The organism is Clostridium sp. D33t1_170424_F3, from assembly GCF_015667585.1.
GTDB lineage: Bacteria > Bacillota > Clostridia > Oscillospirales > Acutalibacteraceae > Anaeromassilibacillus.
Map to the genome: position 1 here is coordinate 197,571 of NZ_JADPEG010000002.1, position 20,461 is coordinate 218,031.

The following is a 20,461-nucleotide window of genomic DNA, read 5'->3' on the forward strand; positions in this document are numbered from 1 at the left end:
ATTCAAAGCAATCAGCCGCATTCAATAATTCCCCCCGCCGCTGGCAGGGGGGATTATTCTCGTTTATTGATGCAAAACATACATGTTCAGACGGCCCTATTCTCGATCAGGACTCCGCCGCCGTCATCGCGCCGGACTCCGCCTTACGGCTGGGCACCGCAATACGTTTGGCCTCCAGCTCCTTTAAAAAGCCTTCCTTGTCTTCCGGGGAGATCTCCAGCAGATACTGTTTCTTCTTGACCCGGTAGCGGATATAGACGCGGTCTTTGCTCAAGGCAACCTTGGAATACCCGTTCAGCTTCTCTTCCTTCTCCTGCGAGACCTCCAGCAACTGGCGGTACAGGATATTTACCTTTTCAAAGAAGCCGTTTTTGATAAACAGCCGGTCTTCACCGATGATATAATAGGTTGCCCTGTACTGCGGCAGAAAGATCAGCAGCAGCGCGATCAACGCCCAGGTGCCGATCAGGCCCACCAACAGCAGGTGCTGTATAAACAGGTAATATGCCAGACAGCCGACGCCTATCACGGCGGTGACCGCCATGACAACATAAAAAGAGCGGTCAATTTTGGAGGAATACTTTGTTCCCTCCGGCGGAATGGTCTTGCGCATCTTCATACATCCCTTTCAGGGGAGCTTCCTTCCCACTCCCCGCCGCGCCGCCGTTCAGCGGCTGATCAATAAGACTTGCCCCAGTAAACCATTTCCTTCGCCGGCTTGCCGCAGCAGACGCAGGTATCCGCGATGTGCTCCTGCTCGAATGGCATACAGCGGGAGGATACGCCCGCAATATCCTTGAGCTTTTCCTCACAATCCTGGCTGCCGCACCACATGGCCTTGATGAAGCCAGGCTTGTTCTCCGCGATTTCCTTCAACTCGTCCAGCGTTTCCGCCGTGTAGGTCATGGACTCCCGGCGGGCGAGCGCCGCCTCGTACATGCCCTTGCGCACAATTTCCAGCTGCTCCGCGATGGCCTCCTCCAGATGTTCCAACGGCACAAAAACCTTTTCACGGTCCGTGCGGCGCACCAGGACACACTGGCCCTTTTCAATATCCTTCGGGCCGATCTCCAGACGCAGCGGAACGCCCTTCATCTCGTACTGTGCGAATTTCCAGCCGGGCGACTGTTCGGAATCATCCATCTTGACGCGGAAGCTCTTCTTCAGGCGTGCCAGCAGTTCTCCTGCTTTATCCAGAACGCCCTCCTTGTGCTGGGCGATCGGGATAATCATGACCTGGATCGGCGCCACAGCCGGCGGGAGAACCAGGCCGTTGTTGTCGCCGTGCGTCATGATGATGCCGCCGATGATGCGGGTGCTCATGCCCCAGGAGGTCTGGTGCGGATGCTGGAGCATGTTGTCGCGCCCGGTAAAGGTCACGTCGAACGCACGGGCAAAACCGTCGCCGAAGTAGTGGCTGGTGCCGCTCTGCAGCGCCTTGCCGTCGTGCATCATCGCCTCGATGGTATAGGTCGCCTCAGCGCCCGCGAACTTCTCCTTGTCGGTTTTGCGGCCCTTGATGACAGGGATCGCCAGATCGCTCTCGCAGAAGTCGGCGTAGACCTTGAGCATCTGCTCGGTCTCCTGCATCGCCTCCTCGGCGGTCTCGTGCATGGTGTGGCCTTCCTGCCAGTGGAACTCCACGCTGCGCAGGAACGGACGGGTCGTCTTTTCCCAGCGCACCACGCTGCACCACTGGTTGTACAGCTTGGGCAGGTCGCGCCAGGAGTGGATCACCTTGGCATAGTGGTCGCAGAACAGCGTCTCGGAGGTAGGACGCACACAGAGGCGCTCCTCAAGCTGCTCGCTGCCGCCCATGGTCACCCAGGCCACCTCCGGCGCAAAGCCTTCCACGTGGTCCTTTTCCTTCTGCAAAAGGCTTTCCGGGATAAACATCGGCATGGAGACATTCTCATGCCCCAGCTCTTTAAAGCGCCGGTCCAGGTTGTCCCGGATATTCTCCCAGATGGCAAAGCCGTACGGTTCGATGACCATGCAGCCGCGCACGCTGGTGTAATCCATCAGCTCCGCCTTTTTCACAATATCGGTGTACCATTTGGCAAAATCCTCCTCCATGGGAGTGATTGCCTCCACCATCTTCTTTTGATCCGCCATACTGTCTACTCCTCTGTCACAGGCCGTTACGCCTGTTTATCGTGTTTTTCATCCCCGTCTTCCCGCGGATGCTCCTGCCCTTTCTTTCCGGCAAATCTGCCGACTGCCCAAAGGACCAGCCCGATCAATCCCATAATGACGGCGATTCCCAAAAGGCTTTGCAGCAGCAAGAACACCGCGTCCACAGCGCCGGGCGCAGCCGCCGAAAGAATGTACATGCGCATGTGGATCCCCCTTTTGCCGGAATCGTTCGTCTGATCGGAACGCCGGGCTTTTATTGGTACATTTCATTATATAGGAAAGCCCTGCCCTTTTCAAGTAAAAAATCCGCCGTGTAACACACAGCGGATTTCATTACAAACCGGTATTGCGGGTTATACATTCCCCTCGATGTACTTGACGAGCTCCCCGACCGTCTTAATGTTGTCAATTTCTTCATCGGGAATTTCGATTTCAAACTCGTCTTCGATAGACATCAGCAAATCGACAACGTCCAAGGAATCAGCGCCCAGATCGTCAGCGATGGTAGTTTCGGGAGTAATGGAATCCTCCTCTACATCGAACTGCTCGCTCAGAATCGCTTTTACCTTTTCCAGAACCATGTCTTTTCCTCCTTCTGATTTGTGAGTGGGCATACATGCAAAAGCGCCGCCGTTCTTTCGGTGTCGAAAGTGGACAAAGCAGCGCGAAGTGTGATACAATTGCCCCAGGCTGTCCGGCAAATTTTACCGGCGCCCCATTGACTTAACAACATATTATTAGCAATCCACGGCTTTGTCAATACGATTCCATGATTTTTATAAATTTTCTCAAAGGAGCACATCATGAACAGAATCGAACGGAATTCAGAAATTGAGCAATTTGCTGTTATCGGCCATCCGATTGCTCATACCATGTCCCCTTTTATTCACAGCCGCCTGTTTGCACTGCATCATCAGACCGCATCCTACGCTGTGATGGATATTCCGCCCGAGGAACTGGAAGCCTCTCCCCCCCGCCTGCGGGAACTGGACGGGTTCAACATCACAATTCCCCATAAGCAGGCGATTATTCCTCATCTGGACGCACTGGATGAAAAAGCCGCCTTTTTTCATTCCGTCAACACCGTTAAAAATGAAAACGGCCGCCTGATAGGCTACACGACGGACGGCGCGGGCTTTACGCGCGCGCTGGCGGGCGCAGACGTTCCGCTGACGGGCAGAATCGCCATCCTCGGCGCGGGCGGCGTTTCCCGCGCGATGGCCTTTGAAGCGCTCGCCGCGGCGGAAACGCCGGATATTACCATCGCCGCACGTCCCTCCAGCTTTCCCGCCGCGCAGGCGCTCTGCGGGGAATTGGAGGAGGCGCTCCGCAAAGAAGGCAGGCACGGCCGCATTGCCGCCGCGGAACTGGACGCTCTTTCCGGCGATTTCGACCTCCTGGTCAACGGTACGCCCGCGGGCATGTACCCGCGCGCAGACGCTTGTCCGGTTTCCGCCGCCGTGATCGCACGGTGCGCCGCCGTATTCGACGCGGTCTACAATCCGGACGAAACGCTGCTCTTAAAACGGGCCAAAGCAAACGGCGCAAAGGCCGTGGGCGGTATGGCGATGCTAGTGGGACAGGCCGCCGCCGCGCAGGAAATCTGGCACGGCGCGCAGTTCCGCGCGGCGGATACCGATGCGCTCTGCCGCGATGCGGTTGCAGAAATGGAGCGGATTTTCCGATGAAACAGAAGAACATCATTCTTTGCGGATTTATGGGCAGCGGTAAAACGACGGTGGGCCGCCGTCTGGCGCCGCTCGCTAAAATGCAGTTTATCGATCTGGACGACTATATCGCGGAACAGCAGGGCAAAACCGTTAGCGCCATCTTTGCCGAGCAGGGTGAGGAAGTGTTCCGCCGCATGGAAACGGAAGCCGCGAAAGCGCTTTCCAACCGGACGGGCCTGGTGATCGCCGCGGGCGGCGGCACCCTTCTGCGCGCGGAAAACGTCCGGATTTTCCGCAAAAACGGTTCCATCGTCCTGCTGGATACGCCGCTCTCCATCCTGCAGGAACGGCTGAAAAACGACGCCTTCCGTCCCCTTTTACAGCGGCCGGACCGGAAACAATTTATCGCCGACCTGTACCGCAGACGCATGCCCGCCTACTGCATGGCGGCGGATTTGATTGTAGAAGGCGGCTATCCCGTGGAGAAGGTCGCGGCACAGATTTTGGACCGCGTTCGGAAGGGATAGGCGGCAGCCTTGCGGAAAACTTCTGCAATTTTTTAAAAAACTTTTCTTGACAAACCCCTTCTCCCGTATTATGATACGAATAAGATTTTTCCTGATAAGGAGTTTCATCATGCGTACAATTGTAAACACAACACGATTTACAAGCTTTGGCTATCCCCGCTTTTTTTGGGCGTGGGATTTTTGTGCATGCAATTTTATTCGCTGTGACGACTCCCGTAGAAGGAAATAGCCGAAGCATACCCATATTGTAACCTGGCTGTTTTTAAGCGGAGCTGCATCGCAGCTCCGCTTTTTTGCATACATAAATTAAAATTCGGAGGGAATCAACATGATTATCGTATTAAAACCGCAGTGCACGGAGCCCCAGGTGAAAAGCTTTACCGAAAGCCTGATGAACGACTATAACGTCAAGGTCAATACCTGGGTGGGAACGCAGAGTACCGTATTGGGATTGATCGGCGATACCACCTCGATCGACATCGACTATATCGCCGCACAGGATTTTGTAGAAAGCGTGAAGCGTGTGCAGGAACCGTATAAAAAAGCGAACCGGAAATTCCATCCGGATAATACCGTAATCACCCTGCCCGGCGGGCAGAAGATCGGGGACGGCAGCCTGACTCTGATGGCGGGCCCGTGCTCCGTAGAGTGCGAGGAACAGATCTGCGAGGTAGCGGAGCGTGTCAAAGCGTCGGGCGCAACCTTCCTGCGCGGCGGCGCGTTCAAGCCAAGAACCTCTCCCTACGCCTTCCAGGGTCTGAAGGCAGAGGGCCTGGAGCTGCTCAAAAAGGCGAAGGAGAAAACCGGTTTGCCCATCGTGACCGAGATCATGAGCATCGCGCATATCCCGCTGTTCGAGGAAGAGGGCGTGGACATCATCCAGGTGGGCGCGCGCAACATGCAGAACTTTGAACTGCTCAAGGCGCTGGGCAAGATCAACAAACCCATCCTGTTGAAGCGCGGCCTGTCCAGCACCGTTGAGGAGCTGCTGATGAGCGCCGAGTACATCATGGCGGGCGGCAACGACCAGGTCATCCTGTGCGAGCGCGGCATCCGCACCTATGAAACCTACACCCGCAACACGCTGGACATTTCCGCCATCCCGATTCTCAAAAAGCTTTCCCACCTGCCGGTCGTGGTCGATCCGAGCCACGCGGGCGGCATCTCCTGGCTGGTGGAGCCGCTTGCCATGGCGGCGGTTGCCGCGGGCGCGGACGGCCTGATCATCGAGGTACACAACAACCCGGCCAAGGCGCTTTCCGACGGCGCGCAGTCCCTCACCCCCGACCAGTTCGACCGCATCGCCGCGCATATCCTCCGCAGCAAGGAAGCGCTGTCCCGTCTGGAGCGCGCGGAATAAAAAACAGCTGTGTCATTTCGGTTTCTGAGTGCGTTCCGGTTCACCTGGCAGAAATAGATTTTTTGTTACTTCCAGAGGTGGAAAATCTAAACGATTTTCTTAATGTAATAAAAAACAGCTGATTTCGAGGAAATCTCTGCGCAGAACAATAGGAAAGCCATAACAGTCCATTTTTTGTTGCGCGTGGATATTTCGGGATTTTCTATAAACCATGGGCGCAATAAGGGGAACCCCCGCCTTCCCCGGAATTGACGGACCCCTCCCGCATTTGCTATACTATATTGGATTACAGCGGCAAAGCGTTTTCCTGTGTGGGGCTTTGCGGAAAGAGGCGTCTAAATGAAACAGAATATTATGATCGTCGGGCTTGGTCTGATCGGCGGATCGCTGGCCAAAGCCTTCCAAAAATACAGCGAATGCACCGTCACCGGCACGGACCGCGATCCGGAGGTCCTGCGCACCGCTCTGGCATGCGGCGCGATCGACCGGGCCGCCGGAGACGAGGAGCTGCAAAACGCGGATATGCTTTTTCTCTGCCTGTATCCGCAGGCGGACATCGACTTTATCCGGGAACACGGCGCAAAAATCCCCCCCTCCTGCATTGTGACGGACACCTGCGGCATCAAAACGGAAATCTGCGCGCACCTGCCGAAGCTGGCGGCGCAGTTCGGCTTTACCTTTGTCGGCGGGCACCCCATGGCGGGCAAGGAACAGAACGGTTTTGCCGCCAGCGACGCAGACCTCTTTGACGGGGCCAGCTACATCATCGTTCCCTGCGGGGCGCCCCTGCGCGCGGTGGACACGCTCAAGGCCATCGCGATTGAGCTGGGCTTCGGCGGCACGGTGGTCAGCACGCCGGAACACCACGACGCGATGATTGCCTATACGTCGCAGCTGCCCCATGTGCTGGCCTGCGCCTATGTGATGAGCCCGCGCTGCCCGGAGCACAACGGCTTTTCCGCCGGCAGCTACCGCGACGTCTCCCGCGTGGCGCGCATCAACGAGACGCTTTGGACGGAGCTGTTCCTCGACAACGCGGACGCCCTGACCACCGAACTGGACATCCTGATCGAGAATATCACCCGCATCAGCAGCGCGGTCCGGCAGCGCGACGCGGACACCCTGCGCGGCCTGCTGCGGCAGGGCCGGGAAATCAAAGAAAGGCTTGGCGAATAAATGGAACTGACCGTAAACACCTCAAAAAGCTATCAAATATGGATTGAACGCGGCGCGCTGGACCAGACCGGCGCGCGCTGCGCTTCTCTTTTTCACCCCGGCGCGAAGGCGGTTGTCGTAACAGATACCCACGTCGCGCCGCTTTATCTGGAACGCGTCTCCGCCTCCCTGCGCGGCGCGGGCTTCTCTGTCACCAGCTGCGCGTTCCCCGCAGGGGAAGCCTCCAAGCGGCTGCACACCATTGAGGACATGTACTCCCACATGGCGGAAGCCCACGTCACCCGCAGCGACTTCATCGTCGCGCTGGGTGGCGGCGTTACGGGCGATATGGCGGGCTTTGCCGCCGCCTCTTACCTGCGCGGTATCCCGTTTGTACAGGTCCCCACCACCCTGCTGTCCCAGGTGGATTCCTCCGTGGGCGGCAAGACCGGCGTGGACCTGCCGCAGGGTAAAAATCTGGTGGGCGCGTTCCATCAGCCTTCCTTTGTGCTGATCGACCCGGACACGCTCTCCACTCTGCCCGCGCATTACTTTGCGGACGGCATGGGCGAGGTGATCAAATACGGCTGCATCAGGAGCCGGGCGCTGTTCGACCGCATCGCGCAGGCGGAGGACCTCCGCGCCAGTATGGAGGAAATCATCTATCATTGTGTGGACATCAAACGGGATGTGGTGGAGCGCGACGAGTTCGACACCGGCGAGCGCGCGCTGCTCAATTTTGGGCATACCTTCGGCCACGCGCTGGAAAAGCTGCACCATTACGAGGGCCTGTCCCACGGGGAAGCGGTCGGCATCGGCATGGTGATGATGGCGCGGTTGGGAGAAAACGCCGGGTTGACGGAACAGGGGACAGCGGAACAGATCATTGCTGTACTGCAAAAGTACGGGCTGCCCACCTCCAGTGATCTGCCGCTGGAACAAATCGTCGCTGCGACGGCGTCGGATAAAAAGAGCAGCGGCTCCTCCATCGGCCTTGTGTTACTGAAAAAAATCGGAGAAAGCTTTGTGCATACGGTGTCGCGCACGGAGCTCGCCACTCTGGCGGAGGGCTGCCATGCATAACGTTGTCATTACGCCTTCCGCTTTAAATGGGACCGTGGCCGTCCCCTGTTCCAAAAGCGCGGCACACCGGGCCATCCTGTGCGCCGCATTGGCAAACGGCGAAAGCCTGCTTTCCCCCATCGCGGAATCCAACGACATCCGCGTGACGGCGGAGGCGGCCCGCGCGCTGGGGGCGGAAATTACGGCTGACGGATCCGTCTACCGGGTGAACGCCGGAAAGGCGCCGCAAAAAAGCGCGGAGATTGATTGCGGAGAAAGCGGTTCATCTCTGCGCTTTTTGGTTCCCATCTGCGCCGCCCAGGGGATGCAGGCAACGTTCACCGGACATGGCCGCCTTCCCGAACGGCCCATCGGCATTTATCTGGATTTGCTGCCGGAACACGGCGTTTCCTGCCGAACCGAAGGCGGGCTGCCGCTTTCAATTAACGGAACGTTAAAATCTGGATATTTTATACTGCCTGGAAATATCAGTTCCCAGTTTATCACGGGTTTGCTGCTCGCCTGCCCTCTTTTGGAGGGAAACAGCGTCATCCAGCTTTCCTCACCGCTGGAAAGCGCAGGCTATGTGGATATGACGCTGGAGGCCATGCAAGCATTTGGCGTTACTGTAGAGCCGGTTGAAAACGGCTGGCGCGTCCCCGGCGGACAACGCTATTGTGCGCGGGACTTCCGGGTAGAGGGGGATTGGTCGCAGGCGGCGTTCTTTCTGGCCGCCGGCGCGCTGGGCGGTTCCCTTTCGATCGACGGATTGAAACGGGATTCTACGCAGGGCGACCGCGCCGCAGAAGCGCTTTTTACCGCTTTTGGAGCAAAATCTGCCTGGAAAGGCGAAACTTTATGTATAGAACAAAATGAATTATACGGAATGGACATTGACGCCGCGCAGATTCCCGATCTTGTCCCCATTCTGGCAGCCACAGCCGCGCTCGCCAAGGGCCGCACCCGCATCTACCACGCGGCACGGCTGCGCATCAAAGAGAGCGACCGCCTCGCCGCGATGGCGGACGGCCTGAACCGTCTGGGCGCACAGGTGTGGGAAACGGACGACGGCCTGCTGATCGACGGCGTGGAGCGCCTGCACGGCGGTACAGTCGAAGGCTATAACGACCACCGCATTGTGATGGCCCTGTCCATTGCCGCTCTGAAAGCGGACGGGCCGGTCACCATCACCGACGCGGAGAGCATCAACAAGAGTTATCCCGCCTTTTTTGCGGATTACAACAGACTGGGAGGAAAAGCAGATGTCATCAGCATGGGGTGAAAAAGTCAAAATTTCGATCTTTGGAGAGAGCCACGGCATTGCCATCGGCGTTGTGATCGACGGCCTGCCCGCCGGCGAACCGATCGACATGGACGCCGTTCTGGAGCAGATGCGGCGCCGCGCACCCGGACAGGATAAATCCGCCACGCCGCGCAAAGAGAGCGATTTCCCGCGGGTGGTCAGCGGCCTGCTGAACCACACCACGACGGGCGCACCGCTCTGCGCCGTGATTGAAAATACCAATACGCGTTCGCAGGACTACGGCAATCTGCTGGACGTCCCGCGTCCCGGCCATTCCGATTACCCGGCTTATCTCCTTTACCATGGCTGCAACGACATCCGCGGCGGCGGCCATTTCTCCGGCCGTCTGACCGCGCCTCTCGTATTTGCCGGCGCCGTCTGCCGCCAGATTCTGGCGCGGCGCGGCATCCGCATCGGCGGGCATGTGGCGTCCGTCGCCAATATTTTCGACATCCCGTTTGACCCGGCACAGATTCCGGACCAGCTGCTGGAGGAGCTCTCCGCCGCGTACTTCCCGGTCATCGACGTGGAGAAAAAGGAAGAGATGCGCGCGCTGATCGAAGAGGCGCGCATGGCGCAGGACAGCGTCGGCGGCGTTGTGGAATGCGCGATTACGGGCGCGCCCGCAGGCATCGGCGGACCGTTGTTCGGCGGCATCGAGCCGGTGCTCTCCTCCATCCTGTTCGGCATCCCTGCCGTCAAGGGGGTGGAATTCGGCGACGGCTTTGGCTCCTGCGCATTGCGTGGCAGCGAAAACAATGATCCGTTCTACTATGACGAAACGGGCGCGGTCCGCACCCGCACCAATCACGCAGGCGGTATTCTGGGCGGCATCACCACCGGCATGCCGATGGTTTTCCGCGTGGGAATCAAGCCGACGGCTTCCATCAGCCAGAACCAGCAAAGCGTCAATTTGCAGACCAAACAGGAGCAGGTGTTATCCGTCCACGGACGGCACGATCCCTGCATTGTGCCGCGCGCCGTCCCCGTGGTGGAAGCCGCGGCGGCTGTCGCGCTGATGAACTTTGACGGCATCCTGACGGGCGGCAATGCGGAAGGGGGCTGGCGCGCATGACGTTGGAAGAGGTTCGCAGAGAAATTGACGCAATCGACAGTCAGCTGCTTCCGTTGTTCCTCAAGCGCATGGACTGTGCCAAGCAGGTGGCGGAAATCAAACGGGAACAAAACCTTCCCGTACTCAATTCCGTGCGCGAGCAGGAAATTCTCGACTCCATGGCACAGCGGGCAGACCGTTACGCCGGAGAAGCCCGCATGCTCTACGCCACTCTGATGGATATGAGCCGTGCGCTCCAGCACAACCTGCTGGGCAGCGGCAGAGAACTGCGCGAACTGGTGAAGAACGCGGAGCCCGTTCCGGTGAAGACCGACCGCATCGCCTGCCTGGGCGTCAACGGCTCGTTTTCCCACGAGGCCGTCAAAGGGATGTATCCGCAGGCCGAACCGCTTTTCTTTGACAACTTTGCGGCGATCTTTGCCGCCGTCGCCGGCGGGGAGGCCGATCTCGGCGTGCTGCCCGTAGAAAATTCCTCTGCGGGCTCCGTCAGTGAAGTGTATGACCTGATCTTAAAATACCGCTTTTATATTGTAGCGGCGGAAACGCTGCACATCCACAACTGCCTGGCGGCGCCGGAAGGAGTCCAAATAGAGGACGTTCGTATCGCTTACTCCCATCCGCAGCCGATCGCACAGTGCTCCAATTTTATTGCAAGACATCATTTGCAGACGATCCCCTGTTCCGCCACGGCAGCGGGGGCCCAAAAGGTTGCGCAGGAGCGGCAGCCCGGTACGGCGGCGATCTGTTCCGAGCCCGCCGCGCAGGAATACGGCCTGCATATTCTGGCAAAGGACATTCAGAACAGCAGCAACAACTGCACGCGTTTCATTGCCATCAGCCGCCGGATGTTCATCCCACAGGGCGCGAACAAGATCAGCCTGTGCTTCTCCCTGCCGCACCGCACCGGCACGCTGCACGGCGTTCTGGCGCGTTTTGCCGCCGCGGGGCTGAACCTGACGAAGATCGAGAGCCGTCCCATCGCGGGCAAAACCTTTGAATACGATTTTTACCTCGACTTTACCGGCAATGTGCTGGAACCGCACACGCTCGACCTGATTGCCGCGTTGAGCGACGAGCTTCCGCGCTTTTCCTTCCTCGGCAACTATCTGGAGCAGGAATAAAAACAGGGAGGTCTTTCCATGAAGCGCATTCTGGTTTTAGGCGGCACACGCTTTTTCGGCAAGCATATGGTCTCCGCGCTGCTCGCGCAGGGGCACTCCGTTGCCATTGCAAACCGGGGACAGACACCGGACCCCTTCGGCGGTACCGTGGAACGCATCGTACTGGAACGGACGGACGCAGACTGTATCTGCGAGGCCCTTTCAGGAAAGTCCTTCGATGTCGTCTGCGACAGCCTGGCCTATACCTCCAACGATGTGCGCGCGCTGTTGGACTCGTATCATCCATCCCGGTATGTTATGACTTCTTCCACTGTGGTCTACCAACCGCTGACGCTTCATACCACAGAGGCGGACTTTGATCCCCTGCAAATTCCTCTCAAATGGTGTGCCAGAGGGGACGATTCCTATGCCGCATGTAAGCAGCAGGCAGAAGCAGCTTTGCGCCAGATATACCCGTCGGTTCCCGCCGTCGCCGTCCGGTTTCCCTTTGTCATCGGGGAGGACGACTACACCCGGAGGCTGTATTTTTACGTGGAAAATACCATCAAAGGAATTCCTGTGTATGTTGACAACCTGGACGCGCAGATGGCGTTTGTCCACGCGCAGGAGGCGGGGCGCTTTCTCGCCTGGGCCGCCGTGCAGGACTACACCGGCTCGCTCAACGGGGCGAGCGTTGGGACTATTTCGATTCGGGAAATCCTGCAATATGTAGAAAGGCAGACCGGTTCGCGGGCGGTTCTCGATCCAAATGGATTGCTCGCTCCCTACAATGGAACCGGCCCCTATTCCATCGATACGGCCCTATCGCGTCGCCTGGGATTCCTCTTTTCCAACCTGGATGACTGGATTTACACGCTGTTGGATGCGCTTATCCAACAGGCTCGCGTTTCAATATAGAAGAATCCCCGCACAGCTTTGCAAAATCTGCAAGACTGTGCGGGGATTTCTTTATATCTAAATATAGTGGTTTACGCCTGCGCTGCGGCTACCGGGGTCGGAACCGCCTTTGTTTCCACCTCTGCCGGCGGGTCCTTCCGGTACAGGACCTTCAGGATAATCGGTGTGATAATGGAGGAAACAATAATCAGAATGATGATGGCGCTGAAGAGAACCGGCTCCAGCAAACCAACAGCCAAACCCTTCTGGCCAACGATCAGCGCAACCTCGCCGCGCGTCATCATGCCCACGCCGATCTTCAGAGATTCATTCCAGTTGAATTTTGTAACCTTGGCCGCCAGACCGCAGCCGACAATCTTGGTCGCCAGCGCCACAACCACCAGCGCCAGGGAGAATACCAGCAGCGTGGGGGTCATGCCCTTAATCTCCGTCTTCAGGCCGATACTGGCAAAGAAGATCGGGCCGAACAGCATGTAGGCGTTGACGTCCACCTTCTCGACAATATATTCCGAAGAGCGCACATTGCAGAGGATAATGCCCGCCAGATACGCGCCGGTGATGTCCGCGATGCCGAAGAAACGCTCCGCGACATAGGCCAGGATCAGGCAGAGAGCAAAGCCGTAGATCGGCAATCTTCTCTGGCGCGGATACCGCTTATCCAGCCATTTGAAGAAGTAATAGCAGACCACACCGATCACCGCCGCAAAGACAAAGAACAGGCCGGTATTGATCAGCACGCTGCTCGGGTTGACGCTCGGGTCCTTCATACCGACAACAAAGGTTAAAAGGATAATCCCGATCACGTCGTCGATGATCGCGGCGCTCAGGATGGTCGTTCCCACTTTGCCCTTCAGCCGTCCCATCTCGCGCAGGGTCTGCACCGTGATGCTGACGGACGTCGCGGTCAGGATCACACCGATGAACACCGCCTTAAAGAAGCCTTCCGACATCGCCGGCGCAAAGCCGTTAAACAGGGAGTACAGCAGGTATCCGCCGCCCAGCGGCACCAGAACGCCCATGCAGGCGATCAGGAAAGCGGGGCCGCCGGTGCTTTTCAATTCTTTCAAATCGGTTTCCAGTCCGGCCACAAACATCAGCATGATGACGCCAATCTCCGCCATCTTGACCAAAAACTCGCTGGAATCCACAATTCCCAATACATTCGGGCCGATGATCAGGCCCGCGACGATCTCTCCCACCACCTGCGGGATGTGAATTTTCCGAAATAAAATTCCAAACAGCTTCGCCGCAATCACAATGATTCCCAAATCCAGGAAAAAGTCGTACGACATTGTTCAAGTCCCCCTCATATCTCGTTCATAATTTTTCAACAAATTAAAGTTTACGACTCAGAAGGGGCAATTGTCAATGAAAGACCTGACAAAATCCGAGTGCCTTCGGGGGAATTTTTTGCCTATTTCGGTTGCGGATTAACCGGCCTTGCCGCGAGCGCGATCCATCCCTTTTCCTCACGGCGGTCAAATATTTCAAATTTACCCGCCAGTGCGCGCAGAACGTCCTGTTCGCGCGTATCGATGATGCCGCTCATCAGGTAAACGGCGCCCGGCGCCAAAAACTGCTGCACATCCTCCGTCAACGTGATGATAATATCCGCCACAATATTGGCCACCACCACGTCGTAAGTCCCGCTGACCTTGTCCGTCAGGTTGCCGCAGATGCCGGTGAATCTTTCCTGAACGCCGTTGAGCTCTGCGTTTTGCACCGCCGTCTTGACCGCCAGTTCGTCGATATCAACGCCGACGGCGCTCTGCGCGCCCAGCAGCAGCGATGCGATGGAGAGGATGCCGCTCCCGCAGCCCACATCCAGCACGGTGCTTCCGGGCTGGACCACCTGTTCCAGCAGTTCCATGCACAAACGCGTCGTCTCATGCGTCCCTGTGCCGAAGGCGAGGCCGGGCTCCAGATGCAGCACGGTGCGGCCCTGCGCGTCAAACGCATTTTCCCAGTTGGGACGGATCAGCAGCTTTTCTCCCACCGGGATCGGCTTAAAGTACTTTTTCCAGTTGTTGATCCAGTCCTCCTCCACGCAGGCGGTGGTGGAGATGGTATGTGCTATGCCTTCCGCATGATATCGCTCACTCAGGAAAGCGATTGCCTCCGCCGGGTTTGCCTCCGGGCTGATGTAAACATGCACCAGCGCTTTGGTGCGGTCCTTTTTCAACAGGTCTTCGTCGATCAAGTCGATGTGCGCGATTTCCCAGGCCTCTTCCTCCAAATGGGAATAGTCCTCAATATAGATGCCGTACGGCACCACCATCTGCGCAATGTCCCCCGCGCGGTCCACTTCTTTTGCATCTACGGAAACGGTCACTTCTGTCCAGTCCATAACGCCCTCCAAAATTTTGATGATAAATTTTATTATAAACCAATATATATGGTATGTACAGGCAAAGGAGGCGATGCAGTGAAGAAGCGGGGCGAATTTCTGGCAAACACGGCGATCCTGACGGGGGGCACGCTCCTTTTGCGGTTCTGCAATATCTGGTTCCGCGTATATATCATCGGAAAAATCGGCACGGAGGGCATGGGCCTGTACCAGCTGATCTTTTCGATCTTTTCCCTTGCAATCGCCACCTGCACCAGCGGGGCCGGACTGACGGTCACCCGCATGGTGGCGGAAGGCCGCGGCACGCGGCCCTGCATCCGCAAATGCCTGATCTTTTCTCTGTCCGTCAGTTTTTTGGCGGCAGCCGTGCTCTGGATCGGCTCTGATTTCTTTGCACAGCAGTTTCTGAATATTGAAAGCGGTCTGCCGCTGCGTCTGCTGGCTCCCGGCCTGCCCTTCATGGCGATCTGCGCCTGCCTCAAAGGCTATTTTCTCGCTGTCCGCAACAGCGTGGTGCCAGCTCTGGCAGAGCTTTTGGAACAGTTTACAACCATCGGCGCAACCGTTGCATTCTTTTTTGTCTTCACGCCGTTCAGCGCGCTGATGCTGGCTTCCACTGTGGGAGAGGTCGCCTCCTGCGCCGTGGTGTTCTTCGTATACCGCCTCATGACGCGCAAGCGCCCCACAGCGGATTGCAGCCGGTCCGCCGGATACCGGCAGATTGCGCACATCGCCATGCCGGTCCTCAGCGGCTCATTTATCCGCAGTTTTCTGAGCAGCACGGAAAACCTGCTGGTGCCGCGCGGGCTCAAGCGCTTCGGCGCGGACAGCTCTTCCGCTTTATCTCAATACGGCATTATCCAGGGCATGGTGATGCCCATCCTGTTTTTCCCTTCCTCGTTCCTGTCCTCCATGTCCTCCATGCTGATCCCGGAGCTGGCGGAAGCGAATGCGCAGGGAAAGCACAAATCCATCGAGGAATCCGCGTCGCGCACCTTTCGGTTCACCCTGCTGTTCTCCTTTTTGGTCACAACCCTGTTGATCGTCTACGCGGAAGATCTGGGGACCGCCTTTTACAACAGCCGGGAAGCGGGTATGTTCCTGCGCATTATGGCGCCCATCATTCCCCTGATGTACCTGGACAGCGTGGTGGACGGTATGCTCAAGGGGCTGGACCAGCAAATGTACTCTTTTAAATACAATTTTATGGATTCCATCATGCGGGTGATTCTGATTGCGACGGCGCTGCCGCTGTTTGGCGTCAAAGCGTATATCTTCATCCTGTTCCTCAGCGAAATCTTCAACGCGTCCCTGAGCATCAGCCGGCTTTTAAAAGTTGCCCGCGTAGAGGTGGACATTGTCGGGTGGATTCTCACACCTGCCGTAAGCGCCGCGCTCCTTTACTATGTACTGACGCTGCTCCGGCAGCTTTGTTGACAAAGAAAGCCAATACAGCTATGATAATGTGTATAAATTTGTATATGGAGGCGTTTTTTTGCACAATTTATCCGAGCTGTTCCTCCTGTTCACCATCTACAGCTTCATCGGCTGGATATGTGAAAGTATTTATTGTTCCGTCCTTGCCGGAACATTTATCAACCGCGGATTTCTGAACGGCCCCTTCTGCCCCATTTACGGGGTGGGCGCACTGCTGGTGGTAAAGCTGCTGGCGCCATTCGCGGGGAACACAGCGGTTTTATACCTGGCGTCCGTCGCGGTGACCAGCGTCCTGGAATACCTGACTGGTTTTCTTTTGGAAAAGCTGTTCCACACCAAGTGGTGGGATTACTCCCACCGCCGCTTCAACCTGCGGGGGCGCGTCTGCCTGGGGAACGCACTGCTGTTCGGCGTGATGGGCGTTATTGTCACACACCGGATACACCCGTCCATTTTGCGCCTGCTCGCGCAAATCCCCGCCGACTGGTCGTTGGCGCTCTCTATTGCACTGGGCATTTATTTTTTATCCGATACCGCCGTTACGGTGCGCGCCATCCTTCAGCTCAACGGCAAACTGGCAGAGCTGCAAACGATCTTGGATGAAATACGGGAAAAAGGCGAATCTGTCCTGGATGAAAAGCGCCGCACGGTACTGGAAACCAAGGCCCGCCTGGAAGAGGAGACAAAAGCACGACTGGAAGCCTTGCGCAGCCGGCAGAAGGCGCTGGAGCAGGAAAGCAAACTTTTGCACCGCCGTCTGATCAACGCTTTCCCAACAATGCAATCCATCCGCCACAGCGAATCGCTGGCACATGTACAGCAGGCGCTGCGGGAACGGATGCAAAACCGAAAAAAATAATACTTACAAACAAAAGCTGGAAGATTCGAGTAACCTTCCAGCTCTTTTTATAAAAAAATTGCTGGGTTTTCCCAGTCTTTATCTGCTTCCCGGATAACCCGTCAGAATGGGACTGTTTGTTACGTTCAGAGGTGGAAAATCTAAGCGATTTTCCTAATGCAATAAAAAACCTGATTTTTCCAAAAAAATATTCTAATATAGGTTGACTTTTTAATTGGTATAAAGTATATTCAAATAGAAGAAAGTCTATTTTTACGAGAAGGTGATTCCCATGCAGAAAGAGAATTTCACATGATAATCGTTCTATCTCCGCATTGTAATTGAGGTGATAGCAATATGAAGTTTTTTAATCGGCAAAAAGTGAAACTTTTAGCAGTATTCCTTATTTTTGCAACATGGATGTGTGCTTGCACCGCAACACAGGAAGAGCTTCGGGAACTTCCTTTCTTGGAGACCAATTCCGATCATACTTCTCAAACTTCGCAAGAGGAGGAATCAGCTTCTCTGCTGACTTGTTCCATTGGCGATCCGGTCTATGGCGGCGGCAGTTATTTAGATGGTATTACCATTCGATCCTTACAATTTCAATGCAGGGACGAGCAGGTGGAACAGGTTATTCTATCTCTCCCTGCATCCCGGAATCTGTTGCATCAGCCCTATCTGGTTGAACGTGTTACCATGAAATATCCTGAATTTTCCGCCCTTCTTTGGGACAATGAACGTTGTAAGCAGTACGAGGATTTGGTATTCCCGGAATATAGTGAACCGGGCGCATATCTGGATGGAGAAACCACCATTACAAAGCTGCTGACTGAGCCGGTCAAGCTATCCGTATCGCCCAACCGGCCATCGCATCTCCTTATCCGTTATTTTCACGAATTGCAGGATAATGGAATGCAAGAAGTCGAACCTTTTACGATAAAGGCTGAAATTTTAAAGATAGACGGTTCTACGGTTACGCAAAATTTTTCTTTCACCACGGATACCACCCAAACAGATGACGAGATTTGTAAGTTAGCTGTTACCACGTAATATTTATCACTAAATTAGTTATAGGAAGTGAAGTAGTAACATTTCAAGGGTATGTATACCTTGATTATGTTGAACCATACAGTTTAAGTTACAGAGCTACCTACTCCGGAGATTTGGTTGGATATACCAATGATTAAATAACCACAACTAAAAACGCCCTGCCGAAACCCAACATTGTGGTATCGGCAGGGCGTTTTATTGCCATATGGATTGCTTTTGGCCTTTTAACTTTGATTTTGCAGCTTCTCCGTCTGCCAGAGCTCCAGCAGCGCCTTGACGTCTTCACGAAACTCCCGGGATTCCTGCAGTTCCCCCTGCTCCAGGGATTCCATCACCTCAAAACAAAACGCTCCCGCCCCATAGGCGTTCCATTCTTTTTGCAGCGAGAGCACACAGCAGCTTCCCGTCTGGGCGGTGAGCTTGAAACGGTTCTCCGCCCCGCGCAGGTCCGGGGTGGAAAAGAGGTGCTTTTCTCCGGTCTGCGTATTTGTGATACTGTAAACGCCGCCGACGGCTCTGCGCTCTTTATACGCTTTGATTGCCGCTTTCTTATTCTCTTTTTCCATGTCCGTACCCCATTTCGCGCAGCAGATTTGCCAGCAGATGCAGCCGCTCGGAGAGCAGCTCGTCATCCCGGCTGAAAGCCTCGGCAAACAGCTTGATGTCCTCATCGATCTTCTCGTTGTCTGTACAAACGGAAATCGTCATCGCATCTCCCTGCAGGCCGATGCGGTCAATATTCGGGTTTTCCTTCTCGTACATCTTGTCATAGCGGTACGCCGTCTCATTGAAATACTGCTTGGAACGGCAGATCAATATTGCCAGGTCCAGCACCCGGTGGATCGGCAGCTCTTCCGACTGACGGGACCACTTCTCGCCGGTATAGCGCCACACCTTGGCGGAAATATCCACCCTTCCGCGGTCGTTCCACTGGGCCAGGCCGAGGGAAAGTCCCTGCGCATCCGTTTCATAAGCGCTGCGGCCGTCGATGTTGCTGTAATTTTCCGACACGATGACCGGTTTATGCTTCAATGTTGTTGGAATTTTCATATTACCATCTCCTATCTAGTAAATTAGTAATTTACTAATTTACTAGATATTACGCCTTTTGAACCTGTTTGTCAAGAAATATCTTTTAAAATCCACACGCCAAACTAAGGATCTGTGCATTTAGAACCGGTATATCGTTTTTTATCCCTATACAAGCCGGTTACTTTCAGGCCTGGCGTCTGCACAACGCTTCCATCACCGCGCTTTGCACGTATGTATCCTTCATGAAAAACAAGCGCGCACCATTTCCAACCGTTCTCCACTCACCGGCCGGCGGCTCCTGCGTTTATCCCCTGACATTTCATATTTTCTTCTTTTGATCGCTTTACCGCTTCCATATTTTTGGCCTTACAGTGCCATTGCTGTATTTTAAGAAAAATGAGAGAAACTCCTCCGTTTGAAACGTTCCGTTCTTTATCAATATTTCCTGTGCCTTATGGTTCATTTCCAAAAAACAGCCGGTTTCCGCATATCCGTTGCGCAGATAAAATCTTTTACGTCTCAACCGCTGTTCCAAATCTTCCGCAGGTTCGTCGCATCTCTCGATTGACATGATGATTTTATGATCGGGATAAATAGACTGCACTTCCTTCAGAATTTTACCGCCATATCCCTTCGACCGGAGAGTTTCATCCACTGCAAAAAACATGACGAACGCCAGGTCTTTCACCGCGGCCATGTAAACAAAGCCGCACAGGGTATCCCCATCATAAAAGGTCAAAAAGTCCGTGTTTTTCGTCTTTGCCAGCGCAAGCATCAGCCAAAAGGGCATTCGGTCTTCTTTTAAAAACGACGCTGTATAGATTTCCCTTACTTTCCTTCTGCTTTTTCCCTTCACAAGCTCTACTGTCAGATTCATATATTTCTCCTGTTCTGTCGTTATTTGACGCCGCAGGTGCGATTGAACGCACAGTTAACCGCTGTTTTTACTGCGCAATCCGGTATTCGTACACGGAAACGGTGCGTCCCTCAATACTGGAAGGGGATTCGCGCAGATACGCTGCGCCCATTTGATCGTAAAATCCGTTGGCATGCGGATCGCTGAAAATGTACAGACTGGGAATCCCCTCCTTCCGGCAATACGTTTCCGCAAAATGCATCAGCCTGGTTCCGATCCCCTTCCGCATATAGGCAGGCAGCAGGAAAAGATGCTCCAGCCAAAACCCCTTGCGTACCAAAACCTTTCCCGCATGGAAATCCTTCTTTACCTCCACAATGGAAAAGTAGCCTACCGGCTTTCCGGCTGCTTCCGCTACATAGACGCGGTTTTCCAAAATATAGCGGGGTGTGATCGTCAGCTCTTCCTTCCAGACGCGATAGTACGATTCCGGATCGTTCCAATGCCGCTTGGATGCAAAGGAAATTTTGGTGAGCGCCTCATGATCGCTGGGCCTGGCGGGCCGGATGTGGATTTCCATACCATATACCTC

At 55.4% G+C, this 20,461-nt stretch carries 22 protein-coding genes; 12 read left to right on the forward strand and 10 right to left on the reverse strand.

Annotation, left to right across the window (positions count from 1 at the left end):
• Window positions 1–106 precede the first annotated feature (106 nt).
• From I4V53_RS02310 to acpP, 4 genes are all read right to left on the reverse strand, one after another.
• On the reverse strand, window positions 107–613 hold the full coding sequence (locus tag I4V53_RS02310; RefSeq protein ID WP_195983775.1) for a PH domain-containing protein: 507 nt from the start codon (window positions 611–613) through the stop codon (window positions 107–109).
• Window positions 614–678: 65 nt separating this feature from the next.
• A complete protein-coding gene (gene proS, locus I4V53_RS02315; protein ID WP_195983776.1) occupies window positions 679–2,115 on the reverse strand; it encodes a proline--tRNA ligase in 1,437 nt (478 codons plus the stop codon).
• A 26-nt stretch (window positions 2,116–2,141) separates the two neighbouring features.
• Window positions 2,142–2,339 carry a hypothetical protein gene (locus I4V53_RS02320; protein WP_195983777.1) on the reverse strand — a complete coding sequence of 66 codons (198 nt, stop codon included), beginning with the start codon at window positions 2,337–2,339 and terminating at the stop codon, window positions 2,142–2,144.
• Between the two features lie 150 nt (window positions 2,340–2,489).
• The gene (acpP, locus tag I4V53_RS02325) at window positions 2,490–2,717 is read right to left on the reverse strand and encodes an acyl carrier protein (RefSeq protein ID WP_050698929.1); all 228 of its coding nucleotides are present in this window, start codon (window positions 2,715–2,717) and stop codon (window positions 2,490–2,492) included.
• 222 nt (window positions 2,718–2,939) lie between these two features.
• On the opposite strand from acpP, the gene I4V53_RS02330 reads away from it, so the two are divergent.
• The 9 genes from I4V53_RS02330 to I4V53_RS02370 all read left to right on the forward strand — a co-directional run bounded on the left by I4V53_RS02330 (window position 2,940) and on the right by I4V53_RS02370 (window position 12,306).
• The gene (locus I4V53_RS02330; protein ID WP_195983778.1) at window positions 2,940–3,824 is read left to right on the forward strand and encodes a shikimate dehydrogenase family protein; all 885 of its coding nucleotides are present in this window, start codon (window positions 2,940–2,942) and stop codon (window positions 3,822–3,824) included.
• Complete coding sequence (locus I4V53_RS02335; RefSeq protein WP_195983779.1) at window positions 3,821–4,333, forward strand: shikimate kinase; 513 nt, start codon at window positions 3,821–3,823, stop codon at window positions 4,331–4,333. The genes I4V53_RS02330 and I4V53_RS02335 overlap by 4 nt, the downstream gene beginning before the upstream one ends.
• Window positions 4,334–4,661: 328 nt before the next feature.
• The gene (gene aroF / locus I4V53_RS02340; protein WP_195983780.1) at window positions 4,662–5,693 is read left to right on the forward strand and encodes a 3-deoxy-7-phosphoheptulonate synthase; all 1,032 of its coding nucleotides are present in this window, start codon (window positions 4,662–4,664) and stop codon (window positions 5,691–5,693) included.
• Between the two features lie 339 nt (window positions 5,694–6,032).
• Window positions 6,033–6,869, forward strand: coding sequence for a prephenate dehydrogenase (locus I4V53_RS02345; protein ID WP_195983781.1), 837 nt, complete (start codon window positions 6,033–6,035; stop codon window positions 6,867–6,869).
• Window positions 6,870–7,931, forward strand: a complete 1,062-nt coding sequence (gene aroB, locus I4V53_RS02350; protein ID WP_195983782.1) for a 3-dehydroquinate synthase — start codon at window positions 6,870–6,872, stop codon at window positions 7,929–7,931.
• Window positions 7,924–9,192 carry a 3-phosphoshikimate 1-carboxyvinyltransferase gene (gene aroA / locus I4V53_RS02355; RefSeq protein ID WP_195983783.1) on the forward strand — a complete coding sequence of 423 codons (1,269 nt, stop codon included), beginning with the start codon at window positions 7,924–7,926 and terminating at the stop codon, window positions 9,190–9,192. The genes aroB and aroA overlap by 8 nt, the downstream gene beginning before the upstream one ends.
• Window positions 9,173–10,288 (forward strand): chorismate synthase, encoded by a 1,116-nt coding sequence (gene aroC, locus I4V53_RS02360; RefSeq protein WP_195983784.1) that lies wholly within the window; start codon window positions 9,173–9,175, stop codon window positions 10,286–10,288. The genes aroA and aroC overlap by 20 nt, the downstream gene beginning before the upstream one ends.
• Entirely contained in the window at window positions 10,285–11,409 is a 1,125-nt protein-coding gene (locus I4V53_RS02365; RefSeq protein WP_195983785.1) for a bifunctional chorismate mutase/prephenate dehydratase, read from the forward strand. Before aroC ends, I4V53_RS02365 begins: the two co-directional genes overlap by 4 nt.
• Window positions 11,410–11,427: 18 nt before the next feature.
• Window positions 11,428–12,306 (forward strand): NAD-dependent epimerase/dehydratase family protein, encoded by an 879-nt coding sequence (locus tag I4V53_RS02370; RefSeq protein WP_195983786.1) that lies wholly within the window; start codon window positions 11,428–11,430, stop codon window positions 12,304–12,306.
• Window positions 12,307–12,377: 71 nt separating this feature from the next.
• On the opposite strand, the gene I4V53_RS02375 is transcribed toward I4V53_RS02370, so the two are convergent.
• Together I4V53_RS02375 and prmA are read right to left on the reverse strand one after the other, a co-directional pair.
• Window positions 12,378–13,598 carry a cation:proton antiporter gene (locus I4V53_RS02375; RefSeq protein ID WP_195983787.1) on the reverse strand — a complete coding sequence of 407 codons (1,221 nt, stop codon included), beginning with the start codon at window positions 13,596–13,598 and terminating at the stop codon, window positions 12,378–12,380.
• A gap of 122 nt (window positions 13,599–13,720) precedes the next feature.
• Window positions 13,721–14,653, reverse strand: coding sequence for a 50S ribosomal protein L11 methyltransferase (gene prmA / locus I4V53_RS02380; RefSeq protein WP_195983788.1), 933 nt, complete (start codon window positions 14,651–14,653; stop codon window positions 13,721–13,723).
• Between the two features lie 78 nt (window positions 14,654–14,731).
• On the opposite strand from prmA, the gene I4V53_RS02385 reads away from it, so the two are divergent.
• From I4V53_RS02385 to I4V53_RS02395, 3 genes are all read left to right on the forward strand, one after another.
• Window positions 14,732–16,090, forward strand: coding sequence for an oligosaccharide flippase family protein (locus tag I4V53_RS02385; RefSeq protein ID WP_195983789.1), 1,359 nt, complete (start codon window positions 14,732–14,734; stop codon window positions 16,088–16,090).
• Window positions 16,091–16,148: 58 nt separating this feature from the next.
• A complete protein-coding gene (locus I4V53_RS02390; RefSeq protein WP_195983790.1) occupies window positions 16,149–16,949 on the forward strand; it encodes a putative ABC transporter permease in 801 nt (266 codons plus the stop codon).
• Between the two features lie 336 nt (window positions 16,950–17,285).
• On the forward strand, window positions 17,286–17,981 hold the full coding sequence (locus tag I4V53_RS02395) for a hypothetical protein (RefSeq protein ID WP_195983791.1): 696 nt from the start codon (window positions 17,286–17,288) through the stop codon (window positions 17,979–17,981).
• Window positions 17,982–18,205: 224 nt separating this feature from the next.
• Here the strand turns inward: I4V53_RS02395 and I4V53_RS02400 are convergent, their stop codons facing one another.
• The 4 genes from I4V53_RS02400 to I4V53_RS02415 all read right to left on the reverse strand — a co-directional run bounded on the left by I4V53_RS02400 (window position 18,206) and on the right by I4V53_RS02415 (window position 20,449).
• Window positions 18,206–18,547, reverse strand: coding sequence for a GIY-YIG nuclease family protein (locus I4V53_RS02400; protein WP_195983792.1), 342 nt, complete (start codon window positions 18,545–18,547; stop codon window positions 18,206–18,208).
• Window positions 18,531–19,031 (reverse strand): DUF6530 family protein, encoded by a 501-nt coding sequence (locus I4V53_RS02405; RefSeq protein WP_195983793.1) that lies wholly within the window; start codon window positions 19,029–19,031, stop codon window positions 18,531–18,533. The genes I4V53_RS02400 and I4V53_RS02405 overlap by 17 nt, the downstream gene beginning before the upstream one ends.
• Window positions 19,032–19,356: 325 nt before the next feature.
• Window positions 19,357–19,890 carry a GNAT family N-acetyltransferase gene (locus tag I4V53_RS02410; RefSeq protein ID WP_195983794.1) on the reverse strand — a complete coding sequence of 178 codons (534 nt, stop codon included), beginning with the start codon at window positions 19,888–19,890 and terminating at the stop codon, window positions 19,357–19,359.
• A gap of 67 nt (window positions 19,891–19,957) precedes the next feature.
• On the reverse strand, window positions 19,958–20,449 hold the full coding sequence (locus tag I4V53_RS02415) for a GNAT family N-acetyltransferase (RefSeq protein ID WP_195983795.1): 492 nt from the start codon (window positions 20,447–20,449) through the stop codon (window positions 19,958–19,960).
• Window positions 20,450–20,461 lie beyond the last annotated feature (12 nt).